The following is a 14,748-nucleotide window of genomic DNA, read 5'->3' as shown; positions in this document are numbered from 1 at the left end:
GGAAATTCCTCAGCGGGGTTCGGCCGTGCGCCCAGTGAAGCGCTGCAGCACACGGTAGATGGCAGTCAGCGCGCGATCGACCAGTGGCGTCGCGCGTTCGGGGGTCACGATACGGGCCAGGCCCTTTTCCATCTCACTGGCCAGCAGGGTTAGCGGCTTGATCGCCACGCGCTGGCCACTGTGGTCGACGAACATGTAGTTGTGCGTGGTCGGGCTGAACCAGGAAAGCTTGAGTACGCGGCTCTTGCTGCCCTCGACGAACTCGAACCAGGTGCCGAACTCGACGTTGGCCAGCTCCTTGGCCAGGGCTTGTGCGCGCGCCGAGAGCTTGCTGCGCGAAGGTGCCTGGCGAGCCAGGTCGGCATCCTCGCCGAGCATGGCGCCCAACGGACTTTCTGGCAGGGTGGGTTTGAGCTGGGCGGCCAACTGCGGTTGTTTGGCTTGCACCGCATGCTGGCAGGCCACCAGGTCCTGCAGCAGGCGACGGATGCCGTCTTCGTGATAGCCGCCGAGCAATTCCAGGCCCTTGCGCAGATCGCTCAGCATCGGCACACGCTGCTCCTGCAATTGCAGCGCCTCGGTCTCGTTCAGCGGGGTGCCGCTCCAGGCCAGCTGCTCGGCCACTTCGCAGGAGCGCTTCCACTCCATGCTCTGCTCGCCATGGCGCAGCAGGACGAAAACCAGCACATCGGCCCAGGTCAGCTCGAGGAAATTGCGGATGATTGTCGGTAGGTTGCGCTGCCCGACGCATCGCTGAACCACCTCAAGTGCCTGCTCGCGAGCTCCCAGTAGGCGATCACGGCCCTTGGCTGCCTCGACTGCGCGGCGTTCGCGCAGCTCGACCTTGTGGCGCAGGGTTTCGACGTATTCGTTGAATTCCTCGATCAGGCTGTCGAACAGCCCCAGGTCACCGCTGAAACCGTGAATCACCCGTTCGACCACCCACTGCATCTTGGCCAGCAGGCCGCGTTCGTCGCCTTCGTTGCCATACAGCACGCCGGCTTGGGCCATGGTGTTGAGCAGGCGCCGCGCTGGATGGTGGTGCTGGGTGAACAGCGCCTTGTCCTGCAGCGCGATTTTCAGATAGGGCGTATGCAGGTGCGACAGCGCTGTCTTGCAGGCGTCCGGCAGGTTCTCGTCATCGAGGATGAAGTCGAACAGCATGCCAACCAGGTCGATCACGTCGGCTTCCTGATCGGACACCTTGCTATCGCCGGGCAGGCTGCTGTGCGATTCCAGCTGCTGCTGCAGGTTGGCCTTGAGGCCTTCAACGGCCTGTGGTTGATGCAGGCGCTGGGCCAGTTCGTGGGCTGACTGCTGTTGCATGCGGTTGAGCGCAGCGAGCAACTCGCTGGCGCTGTAGGTGCGGCTGGCCTCGCGCGGAGAGAAGCTGATGATACTCCGTGTGCCCCCCAGTAGTGGGGCGTCAGGGTGGCTCTGGCGGTGCTCGCCAAGCAGGCTGGACAAGCCGCTGAACAACGCGCCCGGCTCACTGGGCGGCGGTGCGCTGAGGTCCAGGTCGAGCAGTGCCGGCTCTACGGGCGCAGGGTTTTTACCCGGTCTGCCCGGTGTTTGCTGTTGGGGCGTCGGGGCTTCTTTCGTTGGGGTGTCGGGGCGGCTGACGCTTTGAGTGATCTGTGCGCTGTACTTGAGGTTGGGCAGCACGCCGGCATCGATCAGGCGCTGGTTGAGCGCGCCATAGAGTGAATCGAGGCTTTGCATCACATGGCGATCGAAGAGCATGTAGAGGATGGTCTTGATCTGCAGCGGGAAGGGGCAGGGCGCCAGCGCATCGCGAAACGCCTGGGCAATGGCCTGTGGGCCGAAGGGGTTGCTGTCCTCGCCGAGCTTCTGACCGTTGTTGAGCAGCGCCAGGCGCTGCTCCAGGGCAAATAGTGGCTGGGTACAGCGTGCCTTGACCCGGCTGACCATATTGGTGACCTGCAGGGTTTCTTCGTAATCCTCGTTCTGCACCAGGGCCAATTGCTCGGGGTCGAGTGTGGCCGGTGCCTGGTCCTGCAACTTGCCGTCGAGAAAATCGGAAAAATTGTTGGCGATGGTCTGGTGGTAGCTGCGCTCGATCTGCGGGCGCTGGCGGCGTATCTCGCGCATGTTGTCGAAGAACAGCGTCTGCACCTTGTTGTTCTCGGCCTTTTCGGCGCATTCGAACAGGGTGTCATCGACTTGGCCGAATACACCACTCAGATGCTCCGCCAGGCGATTCATCACCAGCTTGCGGCAGGCTTGTACCAGATCGCTGAAGCGCGGCTGTATACCGCGGCTGGCGAGGCTGACCACCTTGGGATGAATGGGGGGCTTGTCCTGGTTGCTCATGGACTGTCCTGGCTGGCGTCTTCGGCTGGCGCGTCCTGCGTCGTGCCACAGTTCGATGAAACATATAGTAGTCCATGGCTTGCCTGCAAAGCATTGTCGTAAAAGCAGTTTGCAGGGGTTGACAGGGAAATTTTGCTACGTAAAATGGCGCGCCTCTGAAGCGGTAAAGCGAAAGCCAAAGCGCAGAAGAGCTGGAAGACCGAAGTTCCGCGATAGCTCAGTCGGTAGAGCAAATGACTGTTAATCATTGGGTCCCTGGTTCGAGTCCAGGTCGCGGAGCCAACTTCCTATCGGGGTATAGCGCAGTCCGGTAGCGCGCTTGCTTTGGGAGCAAGATGTCGGGAGTTCGAATCCCCCTACCCCGACCATTTTTGGGTCGTTAGCTCAGTTGGTAGAGCAGTTGGCTTTTAACCAATTGGTCGTAGGTTCGAATCCTACACGACCCACCATACAACGACGAAGCCCGCCAAGTGCGGGCTTCGTCGTTTCTGCGTTTCAGATTTCCACCTGAGTACCCAGTTCGATCACGCGGTTGAGCGGCAGGTTGAAAAAGCGCAGGCTGCTGTTGGCGTTCTTCAGCATGAAGGAGAAGATCATCTCGCGCCAACGGGCCATGCCAATGCGGCTGGTCGAAACCACCGATTCCCGGCTGATGAAGTAGGTGGTGTGCATCGGTTCGAAACTCAGCCCGGGAACCTGGCATTGGCTGAGCGCCAATGGCACGTCAGGACGTTCGCTGAAGCCGAAGTGCAGCAGAACGCGGTAGAAGCCTTCGCCATGCTCCTGAATTTGTACGCGCTTGCTGGCGGCAACGCGCGGGCTGTCCTCGCTGATCACCGTCAGCAACACCACATGCTCATGCAGCACCTGGTTGTGCAGCAGGTTGTGCAACAGCGCATGCGGCACGCTGTCTGTGCGTGCGGTCAGAAACACCGCAGTGCCTTTGACGCGATGTGGGGGTTGGCGGGCGATGCTTTCGTTGAACACCTCGAGTGGCAGGGCATTCTCGCCCAGGCGCTCGAAGACGATCTCCTTGCCGCGCTTCCAGGTGGTCATCAATACGAACAGGACGATCCCGGCGACCAGCGGGAAAGCGCCGCCGGCCAGGACTTTGGGCAGGTTGGCGATGAAGAACAGGCTGTCGACCAGCAGGAATCCACCGAGTATCGGCAGGGAAAGCCACTTGGGCAGGTTCCACAACAGCAGCATCACGGCAGCGGCCAGCAGCGTGGTGATCAGCATGGTGCCGGTCACCGCCACGCCATAGGCCGAGGCGAGGGCACTGGATGAGCCGAAACCGAGCACCAGCAGCACGACGCCGATCATCAGCATCCAGTTCACGGTGCCAATGTAGATCTGCCCCTGTTCGGTATCCGAGGTGTGTTGGATGAACATGCGCGGGATATAGCCCAGCTGGATGGCCTGGTGGGTCAGCGAGAACGCGCCGGAGATCACCGCCTGGGAGGCGATCACCGTGGCCAGGGTGGACAGTGCCACCATCGGTAGCAGCGCCCAGCTCGGTGTCAGCAGGAAGAACGGATTGTGTGCGGCGGCCGGGTTGGCGAGGATCAGCGCGCCCTGCCCCAGATAGTTGAGCAACAGACCCGGCAGTACCAGGAAAAACCAGGCGCGGGCGATGGGCTTTCGACCGAAGTGGCCCATGTCGGCATACAGCGCCTCGGCGCCGGTCAGTGCCAGCACCACGGCGCCAAGGATGGCCAGGCCGATGCCGGGGTGGACGATGAAGAAGTGAATGCACCAGTAAGGGTTCAGCGCCTTGAGCACTTCCGGGTACTGGCTGATGCCATGGACGCCCAGCACTGCAAGCACGCTGAACCAGAGCAGCATGACTGGCCCGAAAAGAATGCCAAGGCGCGCTGTACCGTGTTTCTGGATCAGGAACAGGCTGACCAGGATCACCAGCGCCAATGGCACGACCCAGCGCTCGATGCCGTCGAAGGCGACCTGCAGACCTTCGACCGCCGACAGCACCGAGATTGCCGGGGTGATCATGCTGTCGCCGAAGAACAGCGCGGCCCCGAATAAGCCAATCAACAGCAATACCTTGCGCAGGCGTGGGTAGTTGCGTGCAGCGCGTTGAGCCAGCGAGGTCAGGGCCATGACACCGCCTTCGCCGTCGTTGTCCGCGCGCAGAATGAACAGTACGTACTTGACCGATACTACCCAGATCAATGACCAGATGATCAGCGAGAGAATGCCCAGTACGCCCTCGTGATTGGGTGCTACGCCGTAATTGAACACTTCCTTCAGGGTGTACAGCGGGCTGGTGCCGATGTCGCCGTAGACCACGCCGGTAGCGGCGATCAGCAGTGCAATGGCCGAGGGTTTGGCGGCAGGCGTATTGCTTGGGTGCATCTGCGATGCTCCGTTGCAGGCGGATTCTGGAATGGGGATGTCAGGTAGTTGCCGAACCTGTGGCGCGGCTGAAGGCGGGGCGTTGCCGGGTCATTGCGTATTCATGCGCGATGCCTCGAATGGGCAGATGTTGGCGAGCAGGACGCTCGCCAACGACTGGGGCGTCCGTGCCCCAGTATAGACAGCTTCAGTGCAGCTTGAGGCGTGGCTCGGTACTGCGTCCGATGCGGTCGCTGAGCATCAGCAGCAGGGTACGTGGGACGCCATACAGAGCCATCTGGTGCATGCGGTAGAGCGACACGTAGAACACTCGCGCCAGCCAGCCTTCGAGCATGACGCTGCCGGTCAGGTTGCCCATCAGGTTGCCGACTGCAGAGAAACTCGACAGCGAGATCAGCGAGCCGTAGTCGCGATAGCGGTATTCCGGCAGTGGCTGGGCGCTGATCTTCAAACGTAGCGACTTGGCTAACAACGATGCCTGCTGGTGTGCGGCCTGGGCGCGGGGCGGCACGTTGCGGCCCTCCGTGCCCGGCTGCGGGCAGGCTGCGCAGTCGCCAAAGGCGAACACGTCGTCATCGAGCGTCGTTTGCAGAGTCGGACGCACCTGCAACTGATTGATACGGTTGCTCTCCAGGCCGTCGAGCTCCTTGAGAAAACCGGGGGCGCGAATGCCGGCCGCCCAGACTTTCAGGCTGGCCGGGATGAAGTTGCCGTCGGCGGTTTTCAGGCCATCGGCAGTCACTTCACTGACGGCGGCGCCGGTCAGTACGGTGACGCCGAGCTTCTCCAGGGTCTGGTGCACCGGGCGGGCGATGCGCTCGGGCAGGGCTGGCAGTACACGCGGCCCGGCTTCGATCAGGGTGATGCGCATGTCTTCGGGGCGAATGCGATTGAGGCCATAGGCAGCCAGCTGTTTGGCGGCATGGTGCAGTTCTGCAGCCAGCTCGACACCAGTGGCACCGGCACCCACGATGGCGATATCGATCTTCGAGCCGTCTTCGCTCTCGCTGGCATGCGCGCGCAGGTAGTGGCTGAGCATGCGCCGGTGGAAGCGTTCGGCCTGCGCGCGGGTGTCGAGGAAGATGCAGTGTTCGGCAGCACCGGCGGTGCCGAAATCGTTGGTGGTGCTGCCGACGGCGATCACCAGGCTGTCATAGCTGATGCGGCGCTCAGGCATCAGCACCTGGCCGTCATCATCCAGCGTGGGTGCTAGAGTGATGCTCTTGCTTGCACGATCGAGGCCGGACATGCGCCCGAGCTGGAACTCGAAATGGTTCCACTTGGCCTGGGCCACATAGTTCAGTTCGTCTTCCGAGGAATTCAGCGAGCCGGCGGCCACTTCGTGCAGCAGGGGCTTCCAGATGTGGGTGAGGTTGGCGTCGACCAGAATGATCCGGGCAGCGCCACTTTTGCCCAGTTTTCTACCAAGGCGGGTGGCCAGCTCCAAACCGCCGGCGCCGCCGCCGACAATCACGATGCGATGGGACATGGATATTGCTCACAAGGCTTTGAAAAATGCGGTGTGAGTGCGAAAGGGCGAGCGCAAGGCAGCTCATAGCACCAGTCGACTCAGAAGGCGGCTCAGCAGGCCCAGACCAATGGTCACGACCAGGACCACCGCCAGCAGCCGCCAAACGCGAAACGGTTGACGTTCGACCTGATGCTGCGGTGCGCTCAGGTATTGGTCGACTTTCTGCTGGTCTTCGGGGCTCAGGCGACTGGTCATGGGTGGGCCTCTGCTTGAATGCAACTATTCTAGGCGTGCCCGCCAGCCTTGGCGAGCGTCGTTGTCCTGCGGGTCAGATATCGTTTCGAGGGTTTCCACGTTTACCGCGTCTTCCAGGCGGATGATGCCGCCCTCGATCACGCGAGCGGTGATACCGCCATGGCCACGCATGGCCTGGAAGGTGCCGCGCCCTAGACGCTCTTCCAGGCGGGCGCAGGGTTGGCACCAGCCGGTGGTCTCCAGCAGTGCCTGGCCGATGCGAAAACGCCGACCCTTCAGGCTGAACAGATTGATGCCGGCAACCGCGATATTGCGGCGCAGCTCGCTGGGTAGCATGGGCGTATCGCGGCCGAGCAGGGCGGCAACCACGGCCAGGTGCTCCCATTGGATCAGCGTGACCTGGCGTGCATTGCGTGGCCCGGGTCGGCTGTGATCACCCGTCAGGCCGGCGTCGCGTCGGGCTTCCACGGCCTCAACTTCGAGCATCGCCTCGCGCGCCTTGGGGCGAACCCCTATCCAGCGTACCTGGCCGACCTGCGGCACCTCGGCGAGCAATTCCTGCAAGGGGCTCATAGGCCGATTCCGATGTCGAACAGCAGACTGCGCCCGAGGTTGTGCCGCAGAAAATCCGGCGCGTCCGGGTGAGCGAACAGCACGCGGGCGAAGCGCGGGCCAACCAGCGACAGCGAGCGCCAGCCCTGGCGCAGATATTCGGTGGGCGGCGGGAAGTGGCTGTTGCAGTCGAGCACAGCGCGCTTGAGGCTGACGAAGGCGACCAGATCGAGTTCGCCGAGGTCGATGCCACGCTCGCGATAGTTATGCGCCTTCTTGCGCAAGGTCGGCGCCAGCCTCGTCTGCATCTCGCTGGCTGGAATACGTTTGGGGCGCGCTTCGCGCCTGACCAGTTGGCTGAGGGAAAAGGCGCTGCGGCGACGCTCCAGCTCGGCGCGCCATTCGTCATTGAGGCGCCGACCTTCATCGAGCACGAAGAACACTTCGAAATTGGCATCGCGAAACAGGACGTCCGGTGGCTCCTGGCCACTGGGTGTAAAGTCGTCGCTGTGATGGCGTACATTCAAGGCCTGCAGCAGGCGCTGACAAACCCAGCGCTCACGCTCCCATTTCTTCGCGTTGGAGAGGAAGGCATTGGCCTGTTCGGCCTGGTGCGTGAGTAAGCGCAGGTAATCGGAATCGTCCATGACCAAAGCTTAGCCGTAGCGCTTACCCGCATGCCAGTGCTGCAACTCCAGTCGTTCCAGTGAGCGTGGAAATCCAGCAGGGTTTCGTTGGCTGTTGTCGATCAATGGCAGGGCAGCTGCTCTGCCGGCAAAATCAAATCTGAGTACCGGTGTAGACTGCCGGGCATGGCGATGAATGAAGGAGAGGGTGTGCGCGCATGATCGCTTCCAACCTGCTGGCGTTCTCCACCTTGTTGGTCGGCTGGCTGGTCTACGGGCTGACGCTGCTCTGGGCGGTGGCGCGGGCGCCCTGGGTCGAGCTGTTCAGTGATCTGCGCCGCCAGCATCTGCTGTTCGGCACCATGCTCGCGCTGTTCCTGCTGTGGCTGGTGCGTCGCGATTTCGACTCCGGGCTTTCCTATCACTTCATCGGTATGACTGCCGTGACCCTGCTACTCGACTGGCCACTTGCCGTGCTGGCGGGCCTGGCGGCGCAGCTTGGCCTGCTGGCTATCGGTCGTATGGATCTGGCCTCACTCGGCATCAACGGCGTGTTGCTGGTGCTGACCCCCATCCTGATCACCGAGTTGTGCGCGCTACGTGTGGAGCGCGCGCAGCCGCGCAACCTGTTCGTCTACATCTTCTTCTGCGGGTTCTTCCCGGCGGCATTGGCGACCCTGATGACCTTGCTCGGTGGTCTCGCCCTGTTGTGGATGGATGGGCTGTTCCCCATGCCGCCCTGGCTGGACGACTTTGCCGGCTACTTGTGGCTGGTGGCGTTCCCCGAAGCCTTCATCAACGGCACCATCGTCACCGCGTTGGTGGTGTTCTACCCGGACTGGTTGGAAACCTTCAACCGCAGCCGCTACCTGCAGGCGCCCTGGAAGGAGAGCGATCGCGGCGAGTGAATGGCGCCGTATTGGCCGATTGAATGCCGCCTAGAGGATTGATCCCCGTCAATATCCGAAACGGGCCTGCCGCCATGCTGTGAGAAACGCCTCCGAGGGACTCGATATGAGTGTTCACAGCTGGGCAAGAAACGCTGTTCAGGACGATTTGCATGACGCCGAAGTGCAGGGTCATGAGCCTATCGTGGCATTGCGTGCGCTGCTGTCGGAGGTCGTACAGCGGAGCAGAGCGCTGCGTGATCCCGAGGAGCTGGCGCACGAACTACAGTTTCTCGCCGACAACCTCGACGATGATCGCGACTACGCCTTCATGCGCCCCTGAGCCCCGTAGGGTGCGCCGTGCGCACCGCCCGCGCGCAGGATGCTGATGGCTTCCGTAGCTTATCCAGGCGCTACCGTAGGAGCGGCTTTAGCCGCGATTGCTCGTCAATGTGGCCGCGTCGGCAGATCGCCGCTGAACATCTCGTCTTCCAGATCATTGCCGGGAATCGCATGTTCCTCAGCGGCCCAGGCGCCCAGATCGATCAGCTTGCAACGCTCGCAGCAGAATGGACGATAGATGCTCTCGGTTTTCCACTCGACGGGCGCACCGCAGGTGGGGCATTGAACGGTCGTGGTCATGGTTGGCCTCCGCGCAGGGTCAGATAGAAGTTGTGCAGGCGCTCGACCTCCGCGTCCAGCCAAACCCTGTCTCGATCATTGACCAGTACGTCGTGGGCATGGCGCAGACGCTCTTCGCGGCTGGCCTGAGCCTGCATGATGGCGCGAACCTGTTCTTCCGAACTCTGGTCGCGTGCGATGGTGCGCTGCACCTGCAACTCGGCCGGCGTGTCGACGACCAATATACGTTGGGTCATCTGCCGTTGACCGGACTCGACCAGCAGTGGCGACACCAGAATCGCATAGGGCGATTCTGCGTGCGCCAACACCTGCACGATCTCCTGGCCGATCAGTGGGTGCAGCAGGCTTTCCAGCCAGCGGCGTTGCTCGGGGGCGGCAAATATCAGCTTACGCAGCGCGGCGCGGTCCAGCTCGCCGTTCGCTTGCAGTACACCTGCACCGAAGTGCTCGACAATCTTGGCCAGCGCTGGCCGGCCTGGCTCCACCACCCAGCGCGCTGCATGATCGGCGTCCACCACGTGTACGCCACGTTCAATAAAGCCTTGCGCCACTGCGCTCTTGCCGCTGCCAATGCCGCCAGTCAGGCCGAGTATCCAGGGTTTCATGACGCCAATGCAGCCTCGTTATTGCTCAAGGCCGCGATTGTAGGGGGGATTGCTGGATGATGCGACCCGCGTGTGCCGCGATCCGTCATCCCCGCGAAGGCGGGGACCCAGCTCGTGGAGTCAGGATAACTCCTGGACTCCCGCCTTCGCGGGAGTGACGAGTGTCGCTGGGTTAGCTCAAAACCCAGCGAACTTCAGATAACTGCCGGTAATCACATCGCCCCACAGCAGGGCGATCCACCCGGCAATCGCCAGATAAGGGCCGAAGGGAATCGGCGTGCCGGAGTCGCTGCCACGCATACGCAGCAGAATCACACCTAGCACCGCCCCGACCAGCGACGACAGCAGAATGGTCAACGGCAGAACCTGCCAGCCACCCCAGGCCCCGAGCATCGCCAGCAGCTTGAAGTCACCGTAACCCATGCCTTCCTTGCCGGTGATCAGCTTGAACAGCCAATACACCGACCATAGGCTCAGGTAACCGGCAATCGCTCCCCACAGAGCATCTTCCAGACTGGTGAACAACCCGAAGTGATTGACGATCAAGCCCAGCCAGAGCAACGGCAGCACCAGCACATCCGGCAGGATCTGGTGGTCGGCATCGATCAAGCTCATCGCCAGCAGCCCCCAAGCCAGCACCAGCATCGCCCCGGCTTGCCAGGTAAAACCGAAATGCCAGGCGACGTAAGCGGAAAGCAGCCCGCAGGCCAGTTCGACGATGGGGTAACGTTTGCTGATCGGGGTTTTGCAGTTCGAGCACTTGCCGCGCAGGAACAGATAGCTGATGACCGGGATGTTCTCCCAAGGACGAATCTCATGGCCGCACTGCGTGCAGCAGGAGTTGGGCAGGATAAGGTTGAAGGTCTGAGCGGTTGGTGCCGGCGGCAACTCCAGCACCTCGCGCGCTTGGCCCTGCCAGTCGCGCTGCAGCATCACGGGTAGGCGGTAAATCACTACATTGAGGAAGCTGCCGACCAACAGACCCAGCAGCAGAGCACACAAAACAATGGCCAGCACATGGCTGGCCAGAAAGTCGACTACGAGCATTTAAACGACGGCACCCAACTGGAAGATAGGCAGGTACATGGCGATGATCAGGCCGCCGACCAAAACGCCCAGCACGGACATGATAATGGGCTCCATCAGGCTGGTAAGGCCATCGACCATATTGTCCACTTCTGCCTCATAAAAGCTGGCCACCTTGTCGAGCATCTCATCCAGCGAACCCGATTCTTCGCCAATGGCGGTCATCTGCACAGCCATGGAGGGGAAGGTGCCGGTGGTGCGCATGGAGAAGTTAAGCTGCATGCCGGTAGATACATCGGCCTTGATCTTGTTGGTGGCGTTTTTGAAGACCACATTACCGGTAGCTCCGGATACCGAATCGAGCGCATCTACCAGTGGTACGCCAGCAGCGAAGGTAGTGGACAGGGTGCGAGCGAAGCGGGCGACTGCGGATTTATAAAGGATGTCACCAACAATAGGGAGCTTTAGGACGCCACGGTCGACGGAGTCACGAAGCTTTTGTGAGCGTTTCAAGGCTGCTTTTAAGGCAAAGGCCGCAGCAAATATCGCGATTAGAAAAATGAACCACCACTCTTGCATAACTTGGGAAATGCCTATCACCATTCGAGTGAAGGCTGGAAGTTCGGCGCCAAAATTCGCAAACACTTCTTCGAACTGCGGTACCACCTTGATCAGCAAGATAGCCGAAACGATGATGGCAACCACTACAACAGCGATAGGGTAGTTCATCGCCTTCTTGATCTTGGCTTTCAGCGCTTCGGTCTTTTCCTTGTAAGTGGCGATACGGTCCAGCAGGTTTTCCAGGGCGCCCGCCTGTTCACCGGACTCCACCAGGTTGCAGTACAGCTCATCAAAGTACTGCGGCTTTTTGCGCAGTGAGGCCGCAAAGCTGTTACCAGCGGCCACTTCTTGTTTCACTTCATCCACTAGCTTACGCATATTTGGGTTGTCGAAGCCTTCGGAAATGATATCGAAGGACTGCAACAACGGTACCCCGGCTTTCATCATGGTCGCCATCTGCCGAGTGAACAGGGCGATATCCATGGGCTTGATCTTTTTCCCCGACCCCCCGAGAGAAAAGCCTGACTTCTTGCGTACCTTGGTCGGGTTTATGCCCTGCTTGCGCAGGTGCGCCTTGACCAAGGATGGGTTCTGCCCGTTGAGCTCCCCCTTGACCACGGCGCCACTTTTGTTCTTACCTTCCCAGGTGAATACACTGGTTTTTAGAGCTTTTTCCGCCATGGTTAATCCTTGGTTACGCGGTTGACTTCCTCAAGGCTGGTGACCCCTTGCATGGCCTTAAGCAAAGCGGAGGTGCGTAAGTCATTAAAGCCGTCTTTACGCATCTGCGTGGCAATATCGATGGAGTTGCCTTCCTCCATGATAATCCGCTGCAGGTTGGGCGTGTTTTTAACCACTTCATAAATACCGACGCGGCCTTTGTAACCGCCTTTGCAATTTTCACAGCCTGCCGGGCCATAAATCTTGAAAGTCCCGATCTTGTCCTCGGGGAAGCCTTCGGCCAGCAGGGTTTCGCGCGGTACGTTCACTTCCTTCTTGCAGCTGTTGCATAGCTTGCGCGCCAGGCGCTGGGCGATGATCAGGTTGACCGAGGTGGCGATGTTGAAGGATGGCACGCCCATATTGCGCAGGCGGGTCAGGGTTTCCGCGGCGCTGTTGGTGTGCAGTGTGGACATCACCATATGCCCGGTTTGCGCGGCCTTGACGGCAATGGAGGCGGTGTCCAGGTCGCGGATCTCCCCCACCATGATGATGTCCGGGTCCTGGCGCAGAAAGGCGCGTAGCGCCTGGGTAAAGTCCATGCCCTGCTTGGGATTGACGTTTACTTGGTTGATACCCTCGAGGTTAATCTCCACCGGATCTTCTGCGGTGGAAATATTCACATCAGGCGTATTGAGAATATTCAGGCCAGTGTAGAGCGATACGGTTTTCCCCGAACCGGTGGGGCCGGTGACCAGAATCATGCCTTGAGGTTGCTTGAGGGCAGCCATATACAGCTCTTTCTGTTCCTCCTCGTAACCCAGCACATCGATCCCCATCTGCGCGCTGGTGGGGTCGAGAATCCGCATCACGATCTTCTCGCCCCAGAGTGTGGGCAGGGTATTGACGCGAAAGTCGATGGCTTTGCTCTTGGATATTTTCATCTTGATCCGGCCGTCCTGCGGCTTGCGCCGCTCGGAAATATCCAGGGCGGCCATGACCTTCAGGCGGGCGGAAATTCGTGGTGCCAGCTGGATGGGCGGGCGAGCGACCTCATGGAGGATGCCGTCGGTGCGGAAGCGGACTCGGTAGGCTTTTTCGTAAGGTTCGAAGTGCAGGTCCGATGAGCCGCCCTTGATGGCATCCAGCAGCATTTTGTTGACGAAGCGAACCACAGGTGCATCGTCGGCATCGGCGCCACCTTCACCCACGGGTTTGTCATCGTTAACCGCCTCGACGTCCAGACCGTCGAGGTCGACATCGGCCAGATCTTCCATACCACTGTTGGCTGAGTCGAAGAATTTGTCTATGGCATCGCCGAGTTTGTCGTCCTCGACCAGAATCGCTTCGGTGTTCAGGCCGGTGCTGAACTGTACGTCGGTGACGGCCTGGTGGTTGGAGGGGTCGGAGAGGCCGACGAACAGCTTATTGCCACGGCGCCAAAGTGGCAGCACGCGGTGCTGACGTACCAGCTTCTCGCTGATCAAATCGCGTGGCTGGCTTTCCTTGTCGAGGGTGTTGAGGTCGAGAAAGGAAACGCCGAACTGCTCCGAGGCCAGTTCGGCCAGAGCTCGGCTCTTTACCAGTTTGTTCTGCACTAGGTAAGTGACCAGCGATAGCTTGTTGCGCTGGGCCTGCTGTTGCGCCTGTTGTGCGGCTTTTTCATCCAGCAGTTCTGCCAGCACCATCTGCTTGGCCAAACCGGACAGGGATACGCTTTCGTTCATTAGAGACTCCACAAACTATGCCTGCCTTATAACCTAGTCGCCAATAGGCTGCCAAACGAGGTTGTCCGAGGTGACGAAAATTGGCAGTTAGTGCTTGGTTGCGGTTGTGGGTGGGGTGGGAAAAGATCTGTGTGTCTCAGATTGTGCTGGCTTGAGAGGTTGGCATGCAGGCTGCATAGTCATGTCTAGGTCGCTGGACCTATCTATTTCTAGGAGAGAATGCATGAAAGCTCAAATGCAAAAAGGTTTTACCCTGATCGAACTGATGATCGTGGTTGCGATCATCGGTATTCTGGCCGCCATCGCTCTGCCGGCTTATCAGGACTATACGGCTCGTGCGCGAGTTTCTGAAGTTATCCTTGCTGCATCCTCTTGCCGTACGACCATCACCGAGGCCTCTCAGACTGGTCTGCGCACTGCCCCCTCTGGCAATGACTTTGGATGCGGTGAAACCGCAACTGCACCTTCTGGTGGTATCAGCCAGTATGTGAATTCCATTACTACTACTTCTGCTGGTGTGATCACTGTGGTTGCTCAAAATATCTCGCAACTGGGTACTGGTGTTAACCTTGAGTTGGTTCCGTACACTGATGCAGATGCTCAAACAGCGGCTACAGCAGCTGACTTTACCCAAGGTACAGAGCAAGCTGTTGTCGCTTGGGTATGTCAGCCGGCAGCTAGTAACGGGATTGATGTTAAATATCTGCCGGCCAGCTGCCGTGGCTAATAAGTGTACTTAGGTACCTTTGCGCCCCCAGGCTGTCTATACGGCTGAACGTATCGACGCCCCGCCATTGTGCGGGGCGTTGTGCTGTTGTGGGACTCGCCTGTATCCATTGCGGCCTGCAATATTTTTTGTGCACACCGCGACCCAAGGCGAAAGCGGTTGAGTCGGCAGTCTGCCCCTAAAAGCTTCTCCCCCCCCCCCGAGGGGCTCCTACGGAGGGAACAATGATTGAGTACAGTGGGTTAAGCGTGCAGCTAATGAAGCTTATTACCTTGATGGTTTTTGAGTGGCCTGGAATT

14 protein-coding genes and 3 tRNA genes are annotated in these 14,748 nt (G+C 60.1%); 6 read left to right on the top strand and 11 right to left on the bottom strand.

Going from position 1 to position 14,748, the window contains the following annotated elements; translation table 11 throughout:
* Window positions 1-9: 9 nt before the first annotated feature.
* Window positions 10-2,334 carry a DUF1631 domain-containing protein gene (locus tag EGJ86_RS02360; protein ID WP_125833857.1) on the bottom strand — a complete coding sequence of 775 codons (2,325 nt, stop codon included), beginning with the start codon at window positions 2,332-2,334 and terminating at the stop codon, window positions 10-12.
* A gap of 206 nt (window positions 2,335-2,540) precedes the next feature.
* Here EGJ86_RS02360 and EGJ86_RS02355 point away from each other — a divergent pair.
* The 3 genes from EGJ86_RS02355 to EGJ86_RS02345 all read left to right on the top strand — a co-directional run bounded on the left by EGJ86_RS02355 (window position 2,541) and on the right by EGJ86_RS02345 (window position 2,783).
* Window positions 2,541-2,616: transfer RNA gene (locus EGJ86_RS02355), tRNA-Asn, on the top strand.
* Window positions 2,617-2,625: 9 nt separating this feature from the next.
* Window positions 2,626-2,702, top strand: a tRNA-Pro gene (locus EGJ86_RS02350).
* Window positions 2,703-2,707: 5 nt separating this feature from the next.
* Window positions 2,708-2,783, top strand: a tRNA-Lys gene (locus EGJ86_RS02345).
* Window positions 2,784-2,829: 46 nt separating this feature from the next.
* Here the strand turns inward: EGJ86_RS02345 and EGJ86_RS02340 are convergent.
* The 5 genes from EGJ86_RS02340 to EGJ86_RS02320 form a co-directional block, all read right to left on the bottom strand.
* Window positions 2,830-4,710 carry a potassium transporter Kup gene (locus tag EGJ86_RS02340; protein WP_125833855.1) on the bottom strand — a complete coding sequence of 627 codons (1,881 nt, stop codon included), beginning with the start codon at window positions 4,708-4,710 and terminating at the stop codon, window positions 2,830-2,832.
* Between the two features lie 187 nt (window positions 4,711-4,897).
* Window positions 4,898-6,199, bottom strand: a complete 1,302-nt coding sequence (locus EGJ86_RS02335; protein ID WP_125833853.1) for an NAD(P)/FAD-dependent oxidoreductase — start codon at window positions 6,197-6,199, stop codon at window positions 4,898-4,900.
* A 63-nt stretch (window positions 6,200-6,262) separates the two neighbouring features.
* Window positions 6,263-6,436, bottom strand: coding sequence for a DUF3094 family protein (locus EGJ86_RS02330; protein WP_099522576.1), 174 nt, complete (start codon window positions 6,434-6,436; stop codon window positions 6,263-6,265).
* 24 nt (window positions 6,437-6,460) lie between these two features.
* The gene (locus EGJ86_RS02325) at window positions 6,461-7,009 is read right to left on the bottom strand and encodes an MOSC domain-containing protein (protein WP_125833851.1); all 549 of its coding nucleotides are present in this window, start codon (window positions 7,007-7,009) and stop codon (window positions 6,461-6,463) included.
* Complete coding sequence (locus EGJ86_RS02320; protein ID WP_125833849.1) at window positions 7,006-7,635, bottom strand: DUF1780 domain-containing protein; 630 nt, start codon at window positions 7,633-7,635, stop codon at window positions 7,006-7,008. Before EGJ86_RS02320 ends, EGJ86_RS02325 begins: the two co-directional genes overlap by 4 nt.
* A gap of 197 nt (window positions 7,636-7,832) precedes the next feature.
* On the opposite strand from EGJ86_RS02320, the gene EGJ86_RS02315 reads away from it, so the two are divergent.
* Complete coding sequence (locus tag EGJ86_RS02315; RefSeq protein ID WP_125833847.1) at window positions 7,833-8,522, top strand: energy-coupling factor ABC transporter permease; 690 nt, start codon at window positions 7,833-7,835, stop codon at window positions 8,520-8,522.
* A 106-nt stretch (window positions 8,523-8,628) separates the two neighbouring features.
* Window positions 8,629-8,844 (top strand): hypothetical protein, encoded by a 216-nt coding sequence (locus EGJ86_RS02310; protein ID WP_125833845.1) that lies wholly within the window; start codon window positions 8,629-8,631, stop codon window positions 8,842-8,844.
* A 104-nt stretch (window positions 8,845-8,948) separates the two neighbouring features.
* Here EGJ86_RS02310 and yacG read toward each other — a convergent pair whose 3' ends face one another.
* The 5 genes from yacG to pilB all read right to left on the bottom strand — a co-directional run bounded on the left by yacG (window position 8,949) and on the right by pilB (window position 13,722).
* Window positions 8,949-9,143, bottom strand: coding sequence for a DNA gyrase inhibitor YacG (gene yacG / locus EGJ86_RS02305; RefSeq protein ID WP_099522571.1), 195 nt, complete (start codon window positions 9,141-9,143; stop codon window positions 8,949-8,951).
* Window positions 9,140-9,748 carry a dephospho-CoA kinase gene (gene coaE, locus EGJ86_RS02300; RefSeq protein WP_125833844.1) on the bottom strand — a complete coding sequence of 203 codons (609 nt, stop codon included), beginning with the start codon at window positions 9,746-9,748 and terminating at the stop codon, window positions 9,140-9,142. Before coaE ends, yacG begins: the two co-directional genes overlap by 4 nt.
* A 177-nt stretch (window positions 9,749-9,925) precedes the next feature.
* Window positions 9,926-10,795 carry an A24 family peptidase gene (locus tag EGJ86_RS02295; protein ID WP_125833842.1) on the bottom strand — a complete coding sequence of 290 codons (870 nt, stop codon included), beginning with the start codon at window positions 10,793-10,795 and terminating at the stop codon, window positions 9,926-9,928.
* A complete protein-coding gene (locus EGJ86_RS02290) occupies window positions 10,796-12,016 on the bottom strand; it encodes a type II secretion system F family protein (RefSeq protein ID WP_125833840.1) in 1,221 nt (406 codons plus the stop codon).
* Between the two features lie 2 nt (window positions 12,017-12,018).
* A complete protein-coding gene (gene pilB / locus EGJ86_RS02285; protein WP_125833839.1) occupies window positions 12,019-13,722 on the bottom strand; it encodes a type IV-A pilus assembly ATPase PilB in 1,704 nt (567 codons plus the stop codon).
* A 223-nt stretch (window positions 13,723-13,945) separates the two neighbouring features.
* On the opposite strand from pilB, the gene EGJ86_RS02280 reads away from it, so the two are divergent.
* Window positions 13,946-14,449 (top strand): pilin, encoded by a 504-nt coding sequence (locus tag EGJ86_RS02280; protein WP_125833837.1) that lies wholly within the window; start codon window positions 13,946-13,948, stop codon window positions 14,447-14,449.
* Window positions 14,450-14,748: the final 299 nt, after the last annotated feature.

The sequence above is a fragment of the Pseudomonas sp. o96-267 genome, from assembly GCF_003935465.1.
Lineage (GTDB): Bacteria > Pseudomonadota > Gammaproteobacteria > Pseudomonadales > Pseudomonadaceae > Aquipseudomonas > Aquipseudomonas sediminis.
The sequence above is the reverse complement of the archived record's forward strand: the minus strand, read 5'-3'. Positions and strand labels throughout refer to the sequence as shown.

Coding starts and splice junctions, on each gene's coding strand:
- EGJ86_RS02360 (WP_125833857.1), bottom strand. CDS start 2,334: ATGAGCAACCAGGACAAGCCCCCCATTCATCCCAAGGTGGTCAGCCTC.
- EGJ86_RS02340 (WP_125833855.1), bottom strand. CDS start 4,710: ATGCACCCAAGCAATACGCCTGCCGCCAAACCCTCGGCCATTGCACTG.
- EGJ86_RS02335 (WP_125833853.1), bottom strand. CDS start 6,199: ATGTCCCATCGCATCGTGATTGTCGGCGGCGGCGCCGGCGGTTTGGAG.
- EGJ86_RS02330 (WP_099522576.1), bottom strand. CDS start 6,436: ATGACCAGTCGCCTGAGCCCCGAAGACCAGCAGAAAGTCGACCAATAC.
- EGJ86_RS02325 (WP_125833851.1), bottom strand. CDS start 7,009: ATGAGCCCCTTGCAGGAATTGCTCGCCGAGGTGCCGCAGGTCGGCCAG.
- EGJ86_RS02320 (WP_125833849.1), bottom strand. CDS start 7,635: ATGGACGATTCCGATTACCTGCGCTTACTCACGCACCAGGCCGAACAG.
- EGJ86_RS02315 (WP_125833847.1), top strand. CDS start 7,833: ATGATCGCTTCCAACCTGCTGGCGTTCTCCACCTTGTTGGTCGGCTGG.
- EGJ86_RS02310 (WP_125833845.1), top strand. CDS start 8,629: ATGAGTGTTCACAGCTGGGCAAGAAACGCTGTTCAGGACGATTTGCAT.
- yacG (WP_099522571.1), bottom strand. CDS start 9,143: ATGACCACGACCGTTCAATGCCCCACCTGCGGTGCGCCCGTCGAGTGG.
- coaE (WP_125833844.1), bottom strand. CDS start 9,748: ATGAAACCCTGGATACTCGGCCTGACTGGCGGCATTGGCAGCGGCAAG.
- EGJ86_RS02295 (WP_125833842.1), bottom strand. CDS start 10,795: ATGCTCGTAGTCGACTTTCTGGCCAGCCATGTGCTGGCCATTGTTTTG.
- EGJ86_RS02290 (WP_125833840.1), bottom strand. CDS start 12,016: ATGGCGGAAAAAGCTCTAAAAACCAGTGTATTCACCTGGGAAGGTAAG.
- pilB (WP_125833839.1), bottom strand. CDS start 13,722: ATGAACGAAAGCGTATCCCTGTCCGGTTTGGCCAAGCAGATGGTGCTG.
- EGJ86_RS02280 (WP_125833837.1), top strand. CDS start 13,946: ATGAAAGCTCAAATGCAAAAAGGTTTTACCCTGATCGAACTGATGATC.